At 33.9% G+C, this 16,175-nt stretch carries 17 protein-coding genes and 1 pseudogene; 4 read left to right on the forward strand and 14 right to left on the reverse strand.

The features are described 5' to 3' along the window. Window positions 1–61 precede the first annotated feature (61 nt). The 4 genes from CKK03_RS23835 to CKK03_RS19375 all read right to left on the reverse strand — a co-directional run bounded on the left by CKK03_RS23835 (window position 62) and on the right by CKK03_RS19375 (window position 1,985). The gene (locus CKK03_RS23835) at window positions 62–199 is read right to left on the reverse strand and encodes a hypothetical protein (RefSeq protein WP_180271317.1); all 138 of its coding nucleotides are present in this window, start codon (window positions 197–199) and stop codon (window positions 62–64) included. Window positions 200–371: 172 nt separating this feature from the next. Beyond that, window positions 372–827: a VOC family protein gene (locus CKK03_RS19365; protein ID WP_099364164.1), complete on the reverse strand. Its 456-nt coding sequence runs from the start codon at window positions 825–827 to the stop codon at window positions 372–374. Between the two features lie 483 nt (window positions 828–1,310). Further along, complete coding sequence (locus tag CKK03_RS19370; RefSeq protein ID WP_048008527.1) at window positions 1,311–1,502, reverse strand: hypothetical protein; 192 nt, start codon at window positions 1,500–1,502, stop codon at window positions 1,311–1,313. Window positions 1,503–1,532: 30 nt separating this feature from the next. After that, the gene (locus CKK03_RS19375; protein ID WP_099364165.1) at window positions 1,533–1,985 is read right to left on the reverse strand and encodes a YaiI/YqxD family protein; all 453 of its coding nucleotides are present in this window, start codon (window positions 1,983–1,985) and stop codon (window positions 1,533–1,535) included. A 792-nt stretch (window positions 1,986–2,777) separates the two neighbouring features. On the opposite strand from CKK03_RS19375, the gene CKK03_RS19380 reads away from it, so the two are divergent. Beyond that, window positions 2,778–3,773 (forward strand): DUF2268 domain-containing putative Zn-dependent protease, encoded by a 996-nt coding sequence (locus tag CKK03_RS19380; RefSeq protein WP_142354040.1) that lies wholly within the window; start codon window positions 2,778–2,780, stop codon window positions 3,771–3,773. A 446-nt stretch (window positions 3,774–4,219) separates the two neighbouring features. Here the strand turns inward: CKK03_RS19380 and CKK03_RS19385 are convergent, their stop codons facing one another. Together CKK03_RS19385 and CKK03_RS19390 are read right to left on the reverse strand one after the other, a co-directional pair. After that, the gene (locus CKK03_RS19385) at window positions 4,220–4,669 is read right to left on the reverse strand and encodes a hypothetical protein (protein WP_099364167.1); all 450 of its coding nucleotides are present in this window, start codon (window positions 4,667–4,669) and stop codon (window positions 4,220–4,222) included. Between the two features lie 414 nt (window positions 4,670–5,083). Continuing rightward, window positions 5,084–5,779 (reverse strand): HAD family hydrolase, encoded by a 696-nt coding sequence (locus CKK03_RS19390; protein WP_099364168.1) that lies wholly within the window; start codon window positions 5,777–5,779, stop codon window positions 5,084–5,086. Between the two features lie 235 nt (window positions 5,780–6,014). On the opposite strand from CKK03_RS19390, the gene CKK03_RS19395 reads away from it, so the two are divergent. Beyond that, window positions 6,015–6,437: an RDD family protein gene (locus CKK03_RS19395; RefSeq protein ID WP_099364169.1), complete on the forward strand. Its 423-nt coding sequence runs from the start codon at window positions 6,015–6,017 to the stop codon at window positions 6,435–6,437. 243 nt (window positions 6,438–6,680) lie between these two features. Here the strand turns inward: CKK03_RS19395 and CKK03_RS19400 are convergent, their stop codons facing one another. Further along, the gene (locus CKK03_RS19400; protein ID WP_099364170.1) at window positions 6,681–7,787 is read right to left on the reverse strand and encodes a glycosyl hydrolase family 18 protein; all 1,107 of its coding nucleotides are present in this window, start codon (window positions 7,785–7,787) and stop codon (window positions 6,681–6,683) included. Window positions 7,788–8,826: 1,039 nt separating this feature from the next. On the opposite strand from CKK03_RS19400, the pseudogene CKK03_RS19405 reads away from it, so the two are divergent. Together CKK03_RS19405 and CKK03_RS19410 are read left to right on the forward strand one after the other, a co-directional pair. Beyond that, window positions 8,827–10,063, forward strand: a pseudogene (locus CKK03_RS19405) (IS110 family RNA-guided transposase). A gap of 330 nt (window positions 10,064–10,393) precedes the next feature. After that, a complete protein-coding gene (locus tag CKK03_RS19410) occupies window positions 10,394–10,516 on the forward strand; it encodes a YjcZ family sporulation protein (protein ID WP_281254540.1) in 123 nt (40 codons plus the stop codon). Between the two features lie 128 nt (window positions 10,517–10,644). On the opposite strand, the gene CKK03_RS23840 is transcribed toward CKK03_RS19410, so the two are convergent. The 7 genes from CKK03_RS23840 to CKK03_RS19445 form a co-directional block, all read right to left on the reverse strand. After that, window positions 10,645–10,815 (reverse strand): hypothetical protein, encoded by a 171-nt coding sequence (locus CKK03_RS23840; protein ID WP_180271318.1) that lies wholly within the window; start codon window positions 10,813–10,815, stop codon window positions 10,645–10,647. 625 nt (window positions 10,816–11,440) lie between these two features. Further along, window positions 11,441–11,908: a GNAT family N-acetyltransferase gene (locus CKK03_RS19420; RefSeq protein ID WP_099364291.1), complete on the reverse strand. Its 468-nt coding sequence runs from the start codon at window positions 11,906–11,908 to the stop codon at window positions 11,441–11,443. Between the two features lie 40 nt (window positions 11,909–11,948). Further along, complete coding sequence (locus CKK03_RS19425; RefSeq protein ID WP_245864212.1) at window positions 11,949–12,317, reverse strand: YhfM domain-containing protein; 369 nt, start codon at window positions 12,315–12,317, stop codon at window positions 11,949–11,951. A 273-nt stretch (window positions 12,318–12,590) separates the two neighbouring features. After that, window positions 12,591–13,064: a DinB family protein gene (locus tag CKK03_RS19430; protein ID WP_099364173.1), complete on the reverse strand. Its 474-nt coding sequence runs from the start codon at window positions 13,062–13,064 to the stop codon at window positions 12,591–12,593. A gap of 307 nt (window positions 13,065–13,371) precedes the next feature. After that, complete coding sequence (locus CKK03_RS19435) at window positions 13,372–14,073, reverse strand: HAD family hydrolase (protein ID WP_099364174.1); 702 nt, start codon at window positions 14,071–14,073, stop codon at window positions 13,372–13,374. A gap of 227 nt (window positions 14,074–14,300) precedes the next feature. Beyond that, window positions 14,301–14,879: a sugar O-acetyltransferase gene (locus CKK03_RS19440; protein ID WP_099364175.1), complete on the reverse strand. Its 579-nt coding sequence runs from the start codon at window positions 14,877–14,879 to the stop codon at window positions 14,301–14,303. Between the two features lie 577 nt (window positions 14,880–15,456). Then, window positions 15,457–15,972: a CBO0543 family protein gene (locus CKK03_RS19445; protein WP_099364176.1), complete on the reverse strand. Its 516-nt coding sequence runs from the start codon at window positions 15,970–15,972 to the stop codon at window positions 15,457–15,459. Between the last annotated feature and the right edge of the window lie 203 nt (window positions 15,973–16,175).

Here is a 16,175-nt window from a genome sequence, read left to right on the forward strand (position 1 = left end):
TGTAATTTAACGATCTACAGGAATGCTAACTTGCCTCAATAGTTGAAGGAAATTCTAATTTTTAGTATCTTTTAATAAACTCTTCACGTAGTTTTTTTATCTCTTCTGTTTGGTCTAAGATATTATTATTCACTTTTCTTAAAGCATCATAAACCGCAAAAATTCCAGCAAATACTAAGAATCCAACCAGTAAATCCATTTTTACACCTACTTCATTTAGTTTATTAAATTAATAATAAACTAAATTGGTTAATTCTGTAATATCAAATTGGTCTTTGTTTAACTAAACTGCTTCGTTACTAGAAAAAAAAGCGATCCTTCGTTATTGAAGAATCGCAGCCTTTAGCAAAATAAAAAGGCTATTATAAAATCTATTTTCTATTACTCCAATCCCTAAATTCCATCATTTTAAAGTCAATTTCTTCATCTAATTTTAAAGGGGTAATAAATTCTAATGAGTTTCCATCAGGGTCATTAAAATATAAAGCTACGTGAGATTGGGGGTTGTTTGGAAGGACAATTGGTTGTTGTTCTGGTTCAAAACCAAAGGCTTTTCTAACACTTACACCTCTTTTATCTAACCATTCTTTAGCTTCCATTAAGTCATTTAATTCTACGTAAAATGCAATGTGTCTCAAAGAAGGATGATAAGGTGTTTCAACCTTATCTGTTTCCCATAGTCCAAGCCAACTTTTACCTTTTTCAATCCAAAAAAAAGTTACTGCCTCACCTTTGTGGGCTAACTCTAAGCCTAAGTTAATATAAAATTCAATCGATTTAGATATATTACTCACTGGTAAGTGTGCTTCATAAATACCTTTAATCATATAAAAAGCTCCCCTTTATCTATTTTTAAAACATTATATTATAGTATTATTTCATTTACTTCTAGCTACTTGCTTGTTACACTAAACTGCTTCGTTAGTACAATATCTTCAACAAAAATAAGCGATAATCCTTCTTGGATCATCGCACCCGATAGTTTAAGTGAATTTCTTCACATTATAGAGTATTATTCTAAAATACTTCTTATAATCCTCTTTCCCTCTTTATTGTAATATGATTAGGTACTCATAATCGGTGTTCCAAAAACTAAGTTTCTTCTTAGACATAATAACGTATTACTTTTAAACTAGAAAACAAAAAGTGGGAAGCATTTAATTGGTTACCACTTTTCTACTACATATATTGCACTTTATCGTTGTACTACGTAGCAACCTACTTCATATTTTGGTCACTAACTTAATCCACTTATAACCATCCAGCATTTATAAAAGAATTTTTAGTAATTATAAATAAGATATAAGAGTCTACTTTTTGGGCTGATCAAGTGCTTGGTAAGCTACCTGATACTTTCCTCCATCCGCAACTTCTGAATGGTACAAGGCCTTGAGGGCATTGTTTTTTTCAAGACCATGCTCAGCCTTCAGTTCTTTAAAGCGTGTATGCAGTTCTTTATTTTCCTTAATTAGTTGTTGCATTTGCGATTTTAAATACTTCAAAATATTTAACTCCTTTTTGAATCTCTGAGTTTATCTTAATTTTTTACGAGAAATAACCTGTGTAAAAAGATCCCTAAATTGCTCCCGGTCTTCTGCTGTAAAAGGCTTTGGTCCCTTTGTTCGCTGTCCACTTTTTCTTGCCATTGCACTTAAATAACGTGTTTGTAATAATTGGTCAATATTTTCATTTGTATATCTAAATCCTTTATGGTGGAGGACGATAGTTCCTTTTGCTAAACCTAGTGACGCAAGACCATAATCTTGCGTCACGATAATATCTCCTTTTTCCACTAACTTCACAATCCGATAATCTGCAGCATCTGCTCCAGAATCAACATAAATGGTTTTCACTCCTGATGGCTGTTCTGCATTAGAAAAATGAGAAAAGCTTGTAACTAGGATAACCGGAATCTCAAAATACCTTGCTTCTGCAATAATAATATCTTTCACCGGACAAGCATCTGCATCCACATAAATTTTCATCTTTCCCCTCCTGTTAAGAAGTTCGACTTACTATTTAACTTAATCTTTTTCAACTATAAAAGGGACTGGTGACTTTTGTTTAAAAATAATCAAAGAGTCTTCCTTTTGCTGTATTTGTCTATCCTCATATTATACTTTATAGAATTTTGTTGGCAAATGATCGTTCAATTGCCTACAAAATAGGTTGCTAAATCATCTGCTTTTATTAAATCTTTAGGATACCTTAGAACTAAATATTTGATTAGAATGTCACACATTTTATAGGTGTAAAAGAAAAAGGATAAATGAACAGGATGATCACCTGTATACATCTATCCTTTTTATACAACAAAAGACCTCATTTACCACAATATCAATATTGTTTGTTGTTCAACTCTCGCTCCCGTTTGTATAAGTACAATAGTTCACAAATTTCCTTTGCTAAAGCGGTAACACTTTTAAAAATTTCATAGTATCGTTGTACTACGCAGTAACTAGATCTCTTGTTTTTCATTTTTCTTGTTAAACATAAGCACCCAATAGTTTAAGTACACTATTTCACAAACTTTAACACGTTTTTTCATTATTTGCTTTTCCAGTGAGTTAAATATAAACAGGAAAGGTTATAATTGAAAAAAATTATGCAGTGATGGGCTAATTTTATCCACCCGTCTACACTTTTCTTCAGTAAAGGTGGTCTAATGAGTTAAAAGTAACAGGCATGTAAGTAGGCGATAAAATAATAATCTACTTGAAAATAATTGGAAGAAAAGGAAAATTTAGAGTATACTAAAAATAGTTTTGAATTTGGTGGTGATTAAAATTAATAGACTAATTCCTTTTTTCATATTTTCCGTTATTGTTGTATTACTTATCGGTTGTACTAATAAAACAATTGAAGTTGAATCACCTAAAGATCTAAATATTAAGAACCCCTTCATTGTGAAGAATGGCAATCAGGAGTTTAGAATTATACCCTTTTATAGTCAAATATTAGATTACATAGAAAGCGTTTCAGAAACTGAACAACACGAGAAGATGGAAGAACATTACTATCAAAAAGTTGTCGAACCATTTCAATTAGATACTTTAGGTAAAGGAGAGGGGTATTGGCTAAAGGACCATTGGGCTTTTGCAACTCCTAAAGACATTAAAACTTTGGAGGAATTTGTATATTCTCTAATTAATAATCAAGATGAAATAAATAAAACAATAGAACAAGCCTTGATTAAATCATCTAATACCCTTCCAGGCGAGAATAAGACTGTTTATTTATTTCCTCCTAATCCGGATGACATGTATGATATCAATCTAATGGGTGGCACTGCTGGGCTATCAGTTAAGGATGTAATCATAATACAGATTGATCCATCTTCATTTAATTTGGATTTGTTGGAGTATAGTGTTGCACATGAATATCATCATACTATTTATATGGAGGGCGAAAATGTAAACTGGAAGAACACTTTATTAGATTCAATAATACATGAAGGTAAAGCGGACACATTTGCCAAAAGTCTTTACCCCGATATTAATATACCGTGGATTGAACCACTTTCAGCCCAAACAGAAAAAGAGGTGTGGAAAAATTTAGAAGATGATTTATGGTCAATCGACTCATTAATAATAAACGATTATTTTGGAAATCCAAACAAAGGAATCCCCCATTGGACCAACTACAAGATTGGATACCAAATAGTGAATTCCTTTTTAGAAAAGAATCCCACCACCCCGGTCAGAGACTGGACACTATTATCTGCGGAGGAGATTTTATCAAATAGTAAATATGGAGAAAGGATTTCAAAATAAAAGTTTATTTAGATTCTTGCAAAGGAAGAGATATTCTGACTTTGCTTTTTTGTTTTGCATTTTCTGTCTACTTAATTATAAAGCTGTTTTTTATTCTTCTACTATCCTGCTTCGTTAGTTAAATAACTTCAACAAAAAGGTACGTAATCCTTCTTGGATCATCGCACCCGATAGTTAAGAGGATATTCTAATTTTTAGTACCTTTTGCTAATTCTTCACGTAGTTTTTTTATCTCTTCTGTTTGGTCTAAGATATTATTATTAACTTTCCTTTAAGCATCATAAACCGCAAAAATTCCCGCAAATACTAAGAATCCAACCAGTAAATCCATTTTTACACCTACTTAAATTTGTTTATTAAGTTAATAATAAACCAAACTGGGTAATTCTGTAAGATTAAATTAGTCTTTGTTAAACTAAACTGCTCGTTAAAACAAGAACGACTGCTTATTGAACTTCAATTACAAAAGCATAACTCGAACTTCCATTTTCCCAACTTGCATTTACATCGTAAATATATACACCTTTTTCTTTTGGTGCCATCAAAACATTATTGTTTAACGAAACGTCTTCCACTTCGTTATTGTTAAGCCATCTATTAACTCCCAATGTATTTGCATTAGGTTCTTTTTCAAATTCTATTTTTAATTCAGATTCAGGTAATATAACAACAGGTTTAAGTTCTTGATGTTCAATAATACCTGGTGGAGAAATCATATCAACACACCTAGAGTTAATAAGTCCCTTCCAACAATATGAACCTTGTGCCACTTCTACTTTTTTACCTTCAACAGTTATGGTTGGTTCTGGTGGATTAATATTAATTAATCCGATAATGAAGTAAATCCCCACACCTAATAAAACTAACACGATTAAAGTAATCAAAGACTTTTTCATAAATTCCCCCCTTATTGTTTTAACATCCTTCTTCAACTCTACTGTGCCGTTAGTTCAATTACTTCAACAAAAAAGGTGCGTAATCCTCCTTCGATCAACGCACCCAATATTTTATTTAATAAGACCGTGATGTATGATTCTCCTATTTATTAATTAATTTTATGAATTGTTATCTTTTGTAATTGTTTCTTTATTTTTCTATGTAACCCTTTATAACTTCAACGATAAAAGGCAAAAAACCTTCTTGTAACCTCGCATCAAATAAATTACTTAAAATATGATTTAATCTATAAGAGTTTGTATAAATTTCAATATCAAATCCCTTAATTTTGATGCTCATAATGCCTTCACACTTTAACTAAACTGCTTCGTTATTGCAATAAAAAAAGCGGCCATAAATGGCAGGTCTTTACTTCAACTCATTAGTTTAACAGACTCAACATTTTGTTTGCTTAATTTTTCGATGATTAAAGGTAACTCCGACAAATCATTAACTATGAAATCTGCTCCAACATGGTCCCATTGAAAATCTCGTTTCCAAATTCCTTTCATTCCTACATTTTGAGAAGCTTTTACATCATTCACAGGATGGTCTCCGATAAATATGCTTTCACTAGGTAAAACCTTAAGTTTCTCTAATGCTCTGATAAATATTTGAGGATCTGGCTTTTTAATTCCTTCCCATTCAGACACTAAAATCGTATTAAAAAATTTATCTATACCCAATGCCTTAATATTATCCATTTGAAACTGTCCATATCCGTTTGTAATCATTCCTAAAACGAGATGGTTACTTTTCAGTTCTTCCAACATAGCAATAAGGTTGGGAAAAGGAACACAGTGATTCTTAAATTCACTAATATAATCTTGGAGTAATTTTTCCCAAGTTATATCAGCAATGTTAAATTCAGCAACTAATTGCTGATATACTTTATCTTTCCAAACATACCCTCGGTTATCTAATTCTATAAATCGTGACATATACTTCTCTTTGGGAATATGACCTACTAGTTTATATAACCTGTTATATTGCCTCTCAATGAACATTTTTACTGACTCATCTCTATTTAATAAAGTTCCATCTAAATCAAATAAGACAGCTTTTATCACTTTTGATGACACTCTCCCCAACTTCAAGATAATCATATCTTCTAGATAGTTAATACAAAATCCTTCTTAATCTAAACTGCCAGTTATCTTAACAACTTCAACATAAATCTCTTAAAAAGTTCAGTTCTTTTACATATAAATTTAATTCATCTGGTTGATGACCGATATTCTAGTGGTGGTAAAATAAGGTAATCAGGAGTCATTTAGATGAATATATTCTATTGGGGGTGTTTACATGCATGGTACTTTTGATCCAGCTGGATTTTGGATTCGTCTTGGTGCTTCACTTATAGATGGTGTTGTCGTTTCTTTTGTTGTTTTTCTGTTTTCACTCATTTTTAACTTTCCAGTATATGATGATTCTTGGCAATCTGGCCTTCTAGAATTCTTATATGCTCTTAGCCTACCAGTCTTATGGTACGGGTACACAGTTGGAAAGAAAATATGTGGAATTCGAATTGCGAGGGTTGATGGTGAAAAGTTACACATTGGGAATATGCTACTTCGGATTGTAGTAGCAGGGTTAATATACGCTTTGACTTTAGGAATCGGATTCATTGTAAGTGTAGTAATGGTGGCCGTCCGAGAAGATAAAAGAGCCATCCATGACTTCGTAGCCGGCACATATGTCACCTATAATCCCCCCGAAAGAAGTTAAGTGGGGCAGACCAATGCCCCTTTAAGAAGTCCAATTTGTATTACATTATTAAAAGGGCCGGACCCTCACCACAATAAAGCATTACGTGCTGAGGGTCCGGCACCAGAATAAGAAAACCCCCAATGATTATTGGCAGCTTGATCTTTGATTCTTGTCCTCGTTAGGTCGAATTCAAACCTCTAAATTCGATCTGAAATATTCCTTGTTTCAGAACCCATATTCAGGATTGGGATGACCATTCTATTACTTTTTTACTTTTATTTTCTCAGGTATGGTTGTCCAGTACATTGGGTCTTCTAAGCCTAGTCGCCAAATCCCGATTCCCCGTAGGTTATATTTTTCTACAAGGTTTAGCTTATACCGCAGACTTTGGCTATTCTCAAACCATACCTGGTGGCTGTGTTGTTCTTTATCTACGTAACTGAAATGAGGTGTTTGTGAACGGGAGTCCCATATAACTTTAGCTTTATATTTCTTTTTCAGATCCATAATCTGTACATAGGAGCTATACACGGCTTTGTCTGCTGTTGTATCCCAGTCCCATCCATACCCTGCGATTCCAAGTAGAATTTTTGATGGTGGTACTCCCTGTTTTAAAGCATAACGAATTGTTGCTTCTGTCCAATCGACTGATGCTGTTGAACCGGGTGTTGTTCTTGGGTTGTGTTCATCGTATGTCATAATCATTAACCCATCAGAATATAGACCAAGTTTTTCATAATCAAACCAAGGTGACCAGGGATTAGCACGGGAATCACCTGTGTTTGCCGGGACTGAAACCGTAACTTCTTTTCCATCACGATGCAGAGCATCAGACAATTTTTTAATCAGCAGACTAAAGGAATCTCGGTCAGTCAAATTCAAATTTTCCATGTCGATATTAATACCGTCATATTTAAACTGAGTCATTTCATTGCGTAGGTTCTGAATAAAAACATTCCGGTTTTTATCGTTATTAAGTACATTACTCGCTACCTGCTTGCCCTTCTCCACGGTTTCATAGAAGAGATTATGTACAACCATATATACCTTCAGGTTCTTATCATGGGCACTCTGAATAACCTTTCTTTTATGATCTGATGTAACAGAATCTATAAGGTTGCCTGGACGTTTATCATCAAGCTTATACCAAAAAGGTGCAATGCTGCTTAAACTGGCGAATTGCGAGTCAACTGTAGGTTGAGACCCTGGATATGTTCCTTCCTGTTCTGTATAGAAACCTAAAACTTCACGAGGAGTTTTATCATTTTTGTGTTCTTCTTTTCTATGTACCTGACTACACGATGAAATTAGTATTAAGGCCATGCTTAAAGAAATGATGGTGATTGACCGATAATTATTCTTCGACATAATACACCTTCTTCTAATTTGTATATTACTTAAGTTGATAAGAAAAGTTGAATCTTATTCACGGATTGACTTTCCACCTTTAAGGATTTAGGGAAAAAGAAACATCACAAATTTATTTAAGTAGTTCGGTTTTGAAGTACAAAAAGCTTTTAGAACAAGCGAGATGGGTTCTCTTTGGTATTGTCTATTTTCGAGGTTAGAGAAGTTTATTTTCATGGTAGTTGAACAACTCCATGGCTAATAAAACGTTCATAATTTCCTTTGGTTTAGAGAAACTGTTCTCATTAAAAATAGTTACCCAATCCATTCATATAAAATTTAGGTGGGCTACTGGGCATTCATCCAATCCAGTTTTGATCCTAAGCATAAACTGGTTATTAGTCTAATTTCAATAAGGAGTGAACTTCGAAATATGGAAAATATACGACAAATGCCACTCTATGCACAGAGTCCCTGGGGTCTTCAAAATTGTATTTATCGGTTCACGTATCTATGGCTTAGAAACGGAGACAATTTCTGGTTTTTTTTGACGACAATCGGGAATCAAAGAGTTTATGGCTATAGGTTTTTCGGAGGAAGATGGAATCAATATTCGGTTGCTTTAAGAGATATTGTTAACTTCCATTGTTCTCCTCCAACTCCAACTCTATATTAAAACACTGCGTGTGCCCTTTCATCATGTATAGAACGTTAGTCATTTCGGTTAGCGTTCTTTTTTCTGTAATTAGACTAATTTCCAAAACGAACATAACGATTTCTTGTTCCACTATCCTGCTCCGTTCGTATTATAAGGTTAGCCAGAATGCTAAATATTTCTGGTTGACCATTTTTTATATGGTTTTATTATATCAGTAGCCAGGGTAGAACGTAACTGCTCGTGGGACTTCGATCCCGTCAACTAAACAGTTCGCCCCCTACTTGTAGAAACATGATTGAGGCTGGTTGGGACATAGATCTCGTATAACAAGCGAAGCTGTGACACTGCATGGAGGAATTAGGGGTTACTGGCAATTACTAGTTTAGGAGGAGGAGATTTAGAATGAATCCAGTCGTTGGTCTGGATATTTCAAAAGGGGAAAGTCAGGTTCAAGCATTTTTAGATAAAGGCAAACCCTACCGTATGAGTTTTAAAGTTTCTCATACTTTGGAGGGGCTTAGTTCACTTGTTTCATTTCTTGAGGATGTGAAAAGAGATTCCGGCAAGAAGCCATCAATAGTTCTAGAAGCTACTGGGCATTATCAAACTCCAGTTGTTCAATACTTGGAAGAACGAGGTTATTTATTAATTATCATTAATCCTTTGATTTCATACAAGGCTCGAACATCGAGTTTAAGAAAAGTAAGACAGATGTAATTGATGCATATCTTCTATGTGAGTTGTTTTATAAAGAGGAATTAGAGCCTTATAAAAAGCGTGGAGTCCAGTTATTAAACCTTCGTAATCTTACAAGACACATGAGAATATAACTGGAGTTATGATTCAAACAAAACTCCAATTTCAGGCTGTCCTCGAACAAGTATTTCCTGAATATAAAGGTGTCTTTGGAGATTTGTATTCGGTGGTGTCACTATTAACTCATACAGAGTTCCCCTCTTCCGAGGATATTTTGAAAGCAAGTGAAGAAGTAATTACAGACAAGATATTTGGAGTATGTAAGAGTCGATCAATCAGGTGGGCAAAAGAAAAAGCTATAAAGCTTAAAGCTGCAGCCACACGTAATCCTTTTGAAAAGACTGTCTATCAAAGTCATATTTTAAGCCTTAATATGTATATTAATATGATTCTTCAATACAAAGAGCACCTATCAAAGTTAGAGTCAGAAATAGATGCCCTCGCTAAAGAGAGATTGAAGAATATAATATTATCAAATCTATCCCTGGTATAGGAGAAAAAATCGCGGCAACGATTATCTCTGAGATTGGAGAAATAGATTGATTTAATGACCCCAAAAAGCTTGTAGCTTTCCGCCGGCGTAGATCCCAGTGTCTTTGAATCTGGTAAGTTTTCTGCCACTAAAAATCGAATCTCTAAAAGAGGCTCTAGTAGACTTAGACACGCCCTGTATATGGCCGTTCGTTGTGCTATTCGTGATTGTCGTAAAAAGAAAACAAACGATGAAATCATACCTCGAAACAAAAGAATGCGAGAGTTTTACGACAAGAAACGGGATGAAGGAAAACCGTTTAAAGTAGCAGTAATTGCTTGTGTGAATAAACTCTTACATTGGATATTTGCCCTTTTAAAGAACAAGATAACTTTCCAAGATATAGCTTAGAAACTATATCTAACTAAATAACACAAAACCTTTCAAAATTAGGTTAAAGGAAGGTTATTTGGCATGCTTATTTTTAGTATAGCATGATGTATTTTAAGTTTTTATTGAAAAATATTGACAATCTATTAGCTGGTTTAGTTCAATTACTCAACAAAAAAGGTGCGTAATCCTTCTTGGATCAACGCACCCGTTATTTGTACAACTCCACGACTTATAAAGTGTTCATAATTCCATTTGGTTTAGATGTACAGTCCTAAATAAAAATAGTTGCACAGTCCATACATATACGCTTCTTCATTCTTAAGCACCCAATAAGAGGAGGTGTAAGCAATTAGTGGAGGTGGATATGGTATGAATTTCGCCCTAATCTTTGTTTTATTCATTCTGTTAATTATTTGTTGGGGTATCCTTCGTTCATCATGGGTACTAATTAAATTAGGTATTCCTAGTTGAGGCTAACTACCTTAGTGGTAAGGCTCAACTAGGAATATAATCTATAAATATGTGTGTAAACTATTAATTCCCCAATAAAATCCTCGCTGAATTAACTTTTACCACCAATGCTTTTAATTGATTCCAACCTATCCTTTTGGTTTGCAGTAAGATTGTGATGAATTATACTTATACTTATTAATAATGGTGGTGATACTGGTAAGGGTAGTGATGATGGTGGTGCGGATAATGGTGCGGATAGTGATGTGGATAGTGGTGCGGATAATGGTGCGGATAGTGGTGCGGATAGCCGAATCCAAACCCTGGACCTCCAAACCCTATTCCTGGTGAAAAACCAAAACCTGAACCTGGTCCACCTAAACCAATACCTGGGTAATTTCTATTATTATACATAAAAACATTCATCCTCCTCATTTCATTTTACAATACAGCATATGCATTTTTGGGTAAATGTTCTTGGGTATTTGTCTTGATGTCTAGATTTTAAATGACATATGCTGAATCCATAAGATAAAATGGAGCTTTCTAACGCAACTCTTGGTCTATGTTAGAATTAAATCAATTTAACACTCTGGTGGATTATACAGCCATATTCTTATTTAACAAAACTGCCCTGTTCGTACAATTACTTCTACAAAAAAGAATGCTCCTTTCTTAAAGGAAAACACCCTTTAATGAAATAATTGAACGTCTAAAACACCCTAATTTTGTTCAACTTTTCCTCATAGTTAGAACTAATAACATTTACTTTCTCTATGGTTTCTTCAATTTTTAGTAACTTTGCTACAGGTGTAGTTAATGCTCCATAATCTTACTGAGGGGCTCTATTTTTTTCAAACCTGATATTTAACGATCTACAGGAATGCTAAGCTGCTCTTTTAATACACTAAAAACGCATTAATCCTGCATACATAGTATAATGCACTAGTCTTTTGAAGGGAAATATTCCATAGGCTCCGCACTTGAAACATAACCGTTTTTCTTATAATAATGAATAGAGTCTTCACTTGGCCAAACAATCACAAATTCAAACTTATTTTCTTTAATCCACTGATTGATCATACGAAGCATGTCACTTCCAATGCCTTTATTTCGATATTCTGGAACTGTGTATACATTTGTCATATAGGCAAATGGGTATGTTTTTCTACCAGGACGGGGTACTTTTTGAATCAATTCTATGTATATATGTGATACAATTCTTTCATTAATCTCTGTAACCCATATAAACCACTGATCACTATTAATTGCTTTCTCTAAAAAAGAATGGCATTCCTGTTCAAAATCCTCGAATGATGAATGTTTTTTCCTTTCATCATATTCAACTGTAAAATCCCATCTCATATTGATTAATTGATTAATATCCTTTAGTTCAGCAAGTCTAATATTCAACTTTTCTTCTCCCTCCAACCATGATTCCTTCTTACATTACCTATTTTTGGTCAGATAATTTTTCGCCAGTAAGAGCTTCAAATAGTTCTGCAGACGTATTCTTGTCTAATTGAACATACTTATTTCCAGCGACTATTATGAGTTCTACCTTGTCTTTATTTGGACTTATCCAAAGTTCATACAACACGGCTTTTGCTTCATTTTTAAATTGAAATGCAAATCTGTAATCAGCAGGACGTATCATTTGCACCTTTGCTGTTTCCCAATCAATATTATCGATTATCTTCCTGACCTTTTGAACTTGTTCATTATTCGTAATTATTTTGAAGTCTTCATAATTATTTTCATCACCAGTACGTTTCTGAACATCAATGTTTTGTTCTTGGTTTAAACAACCTGCTATAAACATTGAAATTACTCCTATAAAGGCTATTACATACAGCATTTTCTTCAAGGCATTTTCCCCTTTTTATTTTAAGACGAGAAGTTCTGGGAAAAGTTTCAATTTTCCTCTCTATATCTATAAACCACAAACTATACGAAAAGTGACTTGAAGATAAGAAGAACTTTATTTTTGTATCTATTAAATTTACAATCTCTCTTTGTTGAAAAACACCTAATTTTTATTCCCCTGCTCTTTTAAAATACCTAAATATTCTTTCCACGGACCTACGTCTGCCCTTTATCTCTCAGCCATTACCCTTACAATTTGGGCAATGTGTGTAAGATCGTGAACAACCCAAGTTGAAAGTAGCTCTCTTATCTTAACTTTACCCAAAGCAGGGTGTGATCCCTTCAACTCAAGATGAAGATCAGGTTTAATATGAGACTTAAGTTTTGTTATGTTTTGGATTCTTATTGCTTTAAATTCTTGTAACTTTTGGTCAATTGACAGTTGAGGTTTATCTTTTAAGTGTGAATATCGATCAAATGAAGGAAATGGTTGATTGCAACCTTCCTGAAGGATAAATTCTAATCTTGGTATCCAATTATTTTTCTCACACTCAATGAGGTGCTCTATCACTTCAACGGCATTCCAAGTACCTTTACCTTCATTACAATGTAACCATCCTTCCGATAAACCCGATAAAAAATACTCCAGCGTTTGTGGAGTACGTTCAAGCACCTCTATAGCTTCTTTCATGTTAAAATGCATACAACTCCTCCTTCTCATCATTATGCTTTCTCCATTTACTATGATTATATCTCTTCAAACTAGCTTATTAGTACAAATAAAATGCTTTACCCCTATTGAAGTAAAGCATTGGTTACTTTAAATACATTTTTCTATAGCGCAGTATCATTGTACTGCGCAGTAAAGATCCTTTTATAAATGACAGTTCTTGTAAAACTAATACTTCCGTTTTGTTTAAAAACCCGCTCAGTGCTAATAAGAATTTTTCATTGAAACTTAAATAGGAACCAGGATGACAATCGCTGATTCCTACCATAACGATCTAAGCCTATTTCACAAATAACTCTAATAACTCCTTGGCACTATGTACTTCTTTATCTGGTTTATAGGTAGCATTAGTCGGTAAATCTTTCTTACGATGATTCATCCAGATCGCTTGCCAGCCTGCTTGTTTTGCTCCGATAATATCTTTTTCGAAATTATCTCCGATATACACGGTTTTGGTTTGGTCAAGATCCAGTTTCTGTTCAATAAAATCAAATACTTCTCTTTTCGGTTTTGCATGACCAATCGTACCAGAAATAAATGTCATCTCCGCCGGAATCCACCGACTAAGGTTGAGTTGTTTGATTTTCATCGCTTGATGTTTTTCTTCACCATTTGTAAGAATCCCAAGCTGTTTCCCTTCCTTGTAAAGTACATTTAGTAGTTCTTCGACTTCCGGAAACAAGGTAATGTTTTTTTGTTCGTGCACATACGTTTCATGAAAAATAGTCGCTTTTTCCGTATCTATAGGGATGTTAAAATCTTTACAGGCAGCTATGATTCGTCCGGTTTGCCATTCAAATTGAGATATTTCACCTGCTTCACTTTGATCAAATAAAATCTCGCTATACTTACGACTCGCTTTATATAATTGGTCGATCTCTTCGTCAGAAAATGGCTCTTGAAAAAGCTTCCTCACCGTTTTATGAAAAGATTGTGCTTGATCATATAGTGTATCATCGACATCAAAAATGATCGTATCCATTCTCATTGCCCTCCTTATATTATGATGATATCACTTACTTCTCATCTAGAGAAAACAGAGAGCCAACTAACTACCCTCTTCATCTAATCAAATAAATAAGCAACAGCACCTACCCTAACGAGTAGGAAAGGTGCTGTTACTAGTTATTTAAAAAAACTCATTACTTATGGTACTATTCCTTACTATTAATACTAAACTATATCCAAAATTTCAAGAATTACATAGAATTATTCCTGACTGGCTTCAATTTCCTTTAACCTTTTCGCAGGCACCCCTCCTACGATAACATTAGGAGGGACATCTTTTACCACAACTGCACCAGCCGCAATAATAGCTCCATCACCAATGGTTACACCGGGAACGACTGTGGCATTTGCACCAATCCAGACATCATTACCAATCGTAATGGGTGCAGGATGCATTGTGCCACGCTTTTTAGGATCAATGTCGTGATTAAGAGTAGCCAAAACTACATTGTGTCCAATGAGAACACCATCGCCAATTGTAATTCCACCTTGATCCTGAAAGCGGCAACCTGAGTTGATAAAGACATTCTTGCCCACATTAATGTTTTTTCCACAATCCGTATAAAAAGGAGGGAACATGGCAAATGTTTTATCTACCGGTTTGCCAATCAACCGGGAAAACAGTTCCTGAACTTCTTGGGGAGTATGATAATGTCCGTTCAACTCAGCGGTTAACTTCAATGCTTCTTGCGAGACTTTGTGCATCACCTGATGCATCTCCGAACCTCCCTCAACTGCTTCACCTTGGTTCAAGTGCGCTAAAAAGTCATGAATATCCATTAAAATCCTCCTAGTCAATAAGATTTATCAAGTATAATTAATTCGGCTATCTCCGAATCTGGGATGGAAGACAGACAATTTTATCTTTAGTGAGTAATGTCATATTAGGTAATGCATTATAAATCTAATCATTCATGTAGGCACTCTTACCATAAGGCAAGAGGCTGTACCCTATAGAAAACTTTCCTTTCTGTAACTTTTACTTTTTTCAATTTTTTCACTCCGCAAATGAATCAATAGCCAAAATTTATTTTCATTTATCTCTTTAAATTAACTTTACTGTTCTCTTTAAACAACATGTTAATCCTTATAGTTAACTCTAGGTCAAGTAGAAATTTATAAATTCGGTGTTTTGCAATAAATATTAAAAGGTAAGCTTCACTATTAAATACCATTTATCTCATGAAACTTTGACACAAAAAATGTCCATGATAATATTCATTTCATGAACATAAAGTTAACTGTCTGATGGAGTTTCTACGTTAAAACAAAGAAATAACTCAACAAAAATAAGCAATAATTCTTCTTGAACACCGCACCCTTTAGCTCAACTAGAAAACGAAAGATAACCTGTAAGTTAGAGTATCGGAACATTAAAATAAATAACAAAAAATAATATTATAGGAATAGAAGTGAGTAAGGCTATGATTGGTTTTTTGTAATGCAACCAAAGCATTGGAAAAAGGATAAAATTAAAAAGTACTGACCATCCTATTGTCCAACCATTTTGGTGAGTGACTAAATTTAAATATTGTAAATTTATATATTCTATTAATGAATATAAAGTTACCCAGAATAGAATCCAACTAATACTTTTATAAATCCCCTTTGGGAATTTACTTAGGTATATCAAAACTGTTGCTGGGTAGGCAACAAACATGATTAATAAAGAAATAATCGTATGGTTTGAAAGGAGATTTTCAGCAAATATACTCTCTTTATACTCCCACATTCTATAGTCATGACAAAGAACGTTGTAAAGTAAATCGCCAAACCATAAAAACAAAATTGTAGAATGGTACTCCCTCCAGTTTCGCCAATCACCCCATCTTAGTGACGCACCAAGGAATATTCCATTAAAAATTAAATGCATGTAATCAGCTCCACATTTTTCTGATTACTATTTTATCCATATATTGTAAAATACATTTATCAATTTTATTCAAAACTAAAATCCCTATCTTGAGACTTACTAATTATCCATTCCACTCTGTGATCAAAAAGTTAACGGGTCAACATAAGTGATTTGTTCAATTATTTTCTATTAATTAACAAATGCCTGGGTTACTTCATACA

Source organism: Fredinandcohnia onubensis, from assembly GCF_002734215.1.
GTDB classification, from domain to species: domain Bacteria; phylum Bacillota; class Bacilli; order Bacillales; family Bacillaceae_L; genus Ferdinandcohnia; species Ferdinandcohnia onubensis.

Bases quoted from the DNA above. Each gene is read 5' to 3' on its own strand.
- CKK03_RS23835 (WP_180271317.1), bottom strand. From the start codon at position 199: ATGGATTTACTGGTTGGATTCTTAGTATTTGCTGGAATTTTTGCGGTT.
- CKK03_RS19365 (WP_099364164.1), bottom strand. From the start codon at position 827: ATGATTAAAGGTATTTATGAAGCACACTTACCAGTGAGTAATATATCT.
- CKK03_RS19375 (WP_099364165.1), bottom strand. From the start codon at position 1,985: ATGAAAATTTATGTGGATGCAGATGCTTGTCCGGTGAAAGATATTATT.
- CKK03_RS19385 (WP_099364167.1), bottom strand. From the start codon at position 4,669: ATGAAAAAGTCTTTGATTACTTTAATCGTGTTAGTTTTATTAGGTGTG.
- CKK03_RS19395 (WP_099364169.1), top strand. From the start codon at position 6,015: ATGCATGGTACTTTTGATCCAGCTGGATTTTGGATTCGTCTTGGTGCT.
- CKK03_RS19400 (WP_099364170.1), bottom strand. From the start codon at position 7,787: ATGTCGAAGAATAATTATCGGTCAATCACCATCATTTCTTTAAGCATG.
- CKK03_RS19425 (WP_245864212.1), bottom strand. From the start codon at position 12,317: ATGTTTATAGCAGGTTGTTTAAACCAAGAACAAAACATTGATGTTCAG.
- CKK03_RS19430 (WP_099364173.1), bottom strand. From the start codon at position 13,064: ATGCATTTTAACATGAAAGAAGCTATAGAGGTGCTTGAACGTACTCCA.
- CKK03_RS19435 (WP_099364174.1), bottom strand. From the start codon at position 14,073: ATGGATACGATCATTTTTGATGTCGATGATACACTATATGATCAAGCA.
- CKK03_RS19440 (WP_099364175.1), bottom strand. From the start codon at position 14,879: ATGGATATTCATGACTTTTTAGCGCACTTGAACCAAGGTGAAGCAGTT.
- CKK03_RS19445 (WP_099364176.1), bottom strand. From the start codon at position 15,972: ATGCATTTAATTTTTAATGGAATATTCCTTGGTGCGTCACTAAGATGG.